This is a genomic window from Streptococcus sp. (assembly GCF_019414905.1).
In the GTDB taxonomy this organism is placed as follows: domain Bacteria; phylum Bacillota; class Bacilli; order Lactobacillales; family Streptococcaceae; genus Streptococcus.
The window spans coordinates 1-4,155 of the sequence record NZ_DXLC01000040.1; the positions used below are offsets into that span (position 1 = coordinate 1).

Genomic DNA, 4,155 nt, shown 5'->3' on the forward strand with positions numbered 1-4,155 from the left:
GCTGTCAAAGGCTCTTTGAAGTCACCTTGCAATTGACCTACAGCTTGTGCCATTTGATCAATCGTATAACCTTCTGGAATTGTTAAATTCGCAAGCGCAGGTTCTTGAGCTTCAGCTGTTCCACCTTTTTGTAGTTCGTGGATGATATCTTCTGTACTCATGCTCTTTTGCAAATTGTAATATCCAGACTTCAAATCTGAATAATTTTTATATTTCGCATAAAAAGCAAAAATCACTCCGTGTTTAATCAAACCAGACTTTTCAAGAGTTGAACCAATTGTTTGAACATTAGCTCCTTCTGGGATTTGCACTGTCACATATTGTTTAGATGAAGCATCCACAGGCTGTAAAGATGACTGAACATACTGATAACCGAAGTAAGCACCTGCTGAAATCAAACCTAGGAAAATAAGTAGAGAAATGAAGAAGGCCTTAAATCCTGATTTTTTCTTCTTGGTTGACTTAACCGTCTCACGACGGCTACGACGTGGAGTTGCAGGCATTTCTTCTACAACTTTCTTTTCCACTACTGGTTTTGAAGTAGGGACTTCTCTTTTTACCTCTCTCTGAGCTTCTGTCTTATAAGAAACAGCTACCCTCGTTGGGATTTCATTAAATTCCTTTTCTACTTTTCTAGGACTAACGGGTCCTGGAGTTGGTCTTGATACTCCCTCCCCTGATGGAGCAGAAGGTCCTTCTTGACTCGGGTGACTAGAAGCAAGTGGAGCTTGTCTTACAACCTCTTCTGCGGGAGAAGAAGGCACATCTTGACTTGGATGACTTGGAACACCAGGAGTTTCTCTTTGAATCTCATCTGCTGGAGAAGCTGGTACATCTTGACTTGGGTGAGTAGGCACGGTAGGAGCTTTTCTCATAATCTCCTCTACAGCTGATAGAGAATCTTCCATTAACTCTTCTATCGACTGGTCATTTTTAGAAGAAAATTGGGGTTTTATTGAAGCTAAATCAACTTTTTCCTGATCTTCTTCATGTTTTTTAACTCGTTCTAAATCTCGTAAAATCTGCTCTTTAAAGCTTAATTTTTCTTCTTCTCTTGACTTTTCACTCAAAAGTTTTTCCTCCTCGTTGACAATCCATAATATTATATCTTAAAAATCTAGGAAAAGCAACCTATGATGCCTTGTCTTGCCTATTTTTTAGCTTCCCAAACCATATCATACCAGGTTTCCCCTGCAAAGGTTGACTGGGACAGGCCTTCATTGACAAATCCGTGTTTTTCATAGTAGGCGATGAGATAGTCATGACAGGTTAGGTTAATGCCTTCTCTCTCATCTTCAAGAGCAACTTCTTTCAAGGCTGTTAGCAATTTCTGACCCAGTCCAAGACCCTGTACTTCCTTGGCAATAGAGAGACAGGTCACAGAGATATAGCCACCAGTCTCATGACTATAGTCTTTTATTTCTTCTGTAAAAGACTGGTCTTGTAGATAGCGGTGAGGGACAACTGGCCCTTCGATATAACCAATAATCTTACCTTCTTTTTCCGCAACCAGAAAAGAGGTCTGAATTTCTCGCAAATGTGCCTCAAAGACAGATCGAGGAATGGCTTCTTCGACTGAAAAATTCTCTAGTTCAATCTCGACAATCCGATCCAAATCTTCTAATCTTGCTTTCCTAATTTCCATTGTGCCTCCAGATAAAAGGGATTAAACCAAATCATACTATAACCCTGGCTAGTTGCATAAAGGGAAGTTTCTTCATCAATAAAACCGTTCATTTCAAAATAGTAAAGCAGCTCATCAGGACTCTCCAAACGAATCCCCTTGTACTCCAGCTCAACTGCCACCTCTTTCAAGGCTGCAAGAAGAAGTGTTCCCAAGCCCTGTCTCTGATGGTCAGACTCAATGACTAAAGAATGTACTTTTAGACATTGCGGATTGTCTGGCTGAGGACCGCTTAGAATATAGCCTAACAGTTGATTTTCATCCCTAGCTAGAAGAAAGGTATCCGCAGACTTACGGATACTTTCTTCTAAAATATGGGAAGGTTGCTGCTTTTCAGCTGGAAAAGATGAAGCCTGAAGTGCCTCCATCTCAGCCAAATCAGCATCACTTGCCTGAATGATCTTAATTGGAATTTCCATAAGAATATCCTACTGAACATTGCTTGTCAAGTTAGACAAGAGACGTTCAAATGAATATTCATAGGTTTGGATATCTCCTGCTCCCATAAAGACATAGACAGCATTGTCATGGTCAAGGAGTGGAGAAACATTTTCAACAGTGATGACTTGGTGTTTTTTGTTGATTTTTTGGGCTAGGTCTTCTACCTTAACATCACCATGATCTACTTCACGAGCTGACCCATAAATTTGCGCTAGGTAAACAGCATCCGCTTGGTTCAAAGCGTGAGCAAATTCGTCCAACAAGGCGATGGTTCTTGTAAAAGTATGCGGTTGGAAGACTGCTACAATTTCCTTGCTTGGGTATTTCTGACGAGCCGCATCCAAGGTCGCAATAATTTCTGTTGGATGGTGGGCAAAGTCATCGATAATCACTGTGTCATTGACAATTTTCTCAGTGAAACGACGCTTAACACCGGCAAATGTTTTCAAGTGCTCACGCACCAAGTTCAAATCAAATCCTGCTGTGTAAAGAAGACCAATAACGGCTGTCGCATTCATGATATTGTGACGACCAAAGGTTGGGATGTGGAATTGACCCAATTCTTGTCCACGGAAGTGAACGGTGAAGGTTGAACCAGTTGTTGAACGAAGAAGCTCACTAGCTACAAAGTCATTACCTGCTGCTTCAAAACCATAATAATAAATTGGTGCATCAGACGTAATTTTACGCAATTCTGCATCTTCACCATAGACAAAAAGACCCTTGGTAATTTGTTTGGCATAGTCGTTAAAGGCATTGAAAACATCCTCGAGACTTGTGAAATAGTCTGGATGGTCAAAGTCAATGTTGGTAATAATAGAGTATTCTGGGTGGTAAGGCATAAAGTGGCGTTCATATTCGTCAGATTCAAAGACAAAATATTTGGCATTGGCCGAACCACGACCTGTCCCATCCCCGATCAAGAAGCTAGTGTCTGTGATGTGAGACAAGACATGAGACAACATACCTGTCGTTGAAGTTTTTCCATGCGCTCCAGCTACTCCCATGCTAACAAAGTCACGCATAAAGCTACCTAGAAATTCATGGTAACGTTTGTAGCTGATACCATTTTGGTCTGCATAGGCAATTTCGACGTTGTTATCTGGACGAAAGGCATTTCCAGCGATAATTTCCATATCACCGTCTAGGTTCTTTTCATCAAAAGGAAGAATAGTAATTCCTGCCTGCTCAAGACCACGTTGAGTAAAGTAGTACTTTTCAACATCTGATCCTTGAACCTTGTGCCCCATTTGGTGCAACATCAAGGCCAAGGCACTCATCCCTGATCCCTTAATTCCGATAAAATGATATGTCTTTGGCATGTTTTCTCCCCTATTCTGTAATTCTGGTCAGATTTAACTCTTGGGCAACCCGACGTTCTTGTTCTGTTTGTTTACTTTTTTTATTGTAGATTTGGCTCTTCTTTAGAAAATCATAGTTGTTTTTCTTTGGAGCAGGTGCTGACACTTCTTCATTCTTGGTAGGGATAGAATGAACTTCTTCCGCCAAGATATAATGAGACTGGGTCAATTTTTGGCTATATTTGACAAATTCACCAGGATTTTCCTTTTGGAAAGGAGCTGTCGGTTGGTTACCCTGTCTAAGAAGGCCTGATTTAGAATGACGTCTCGCACGGCTGAAATCCTGAGTTAGATAGTTAGCAGAGCGTTTCTTTTTCAAGTCTGCACGCGCTTCTTCACGCGCCACCTCTGCATAACTCTTTCCTTCTTTTTTAACCCCTAAAGGAGCTTTTTTAGGTTTCTCGACTTGCTTTTCAATCGGTTTGACTGGTGTTTCTTCAGCAATAGGAGCCCATTCTAAATAATTTTTATCTCGATACTCACCCTTGATATTACTGATCAGATCAGACTCATCGTACAAGTTCATGACTGGCATTTCAGTCAGCATGACCTCGTCATCTGACACCAATGGAAATCGTTCTTGTTTCATTTTCTATTTCCTTTCAACACTTCATTATAGCGTATTGTCTTGATTTTTCAAGTGCTGGCTTCAGAAATTCCCAAAATTTC

Annotated in this window: 5 protein-coding genes; all 5 read right to left on the reverse strand. The window is 40.8% G+C overall.

Features of this window, described 5'->3' with window-relative positions; translation table 11 throughout:
• The coding region (locus QZ359_RS01050) for an endolytic transglycosylase MltG (RefSeq protein WP_293954308.1) at nt 1-1,070 on the reverse strand (1,070 nt) is incomplete at its 3' end.
• 80 nt (nt 1,071-1,150) lie between these two features.
• Nucleotides 1,151-1,645, reverse strand: coding sequence for an N-acetyltransferase (locus QZ359_RS01055; protein WP_033677680.1), 495 nt, complete (start codon nt 1,643-1,645; stop codon nt 1,151-1,153).
• On the reverse strand, nt 1,621-2,103 hold the full coding sequence (locus QZ359_RS01060) for a GNAT family N-acetyltransferase (protein ID WP_203176087.1): 483 nt from the start codon (nt 2,101-2,103) through the stop codon (nt 1,621-1,623). Before QZ359_RS01060 ends, QZ359_RS01055 begins: the two co-directional genes overlap by 25 nt.
• Nucleotides 2,104-2,112: 9 nt before the next feature.
• Nucleotides 2,113-3,447 carry a UDP-N-acetylmuramate--L-alanine ligase gene (gene murC / locus QZ359_RS01065; protein WP_101784554.1) on the reverse strand — a complete coding sequence of 445 codons (1,335 nt, stop codon included), beginning with the start codon at nt 3,445-3,447 and terminating at the stop codon, nt 2,113-2,115.
• Between the two features lie 10 nt (nt 3,448-3,457).
• Nucleotides 3,458-4,075: a hypothetical protein gene (locus QZ359_RS01070; protein ID WP_033677692.1), complete on the reverse strand. Its 618-nt coding sequence runs from the start codon at nt 4,073-4,075 to the stop codon at nt 3,458-3,460.
• Nucleotides 4,076-4,155: the final 80 nt, after the last annotated feature.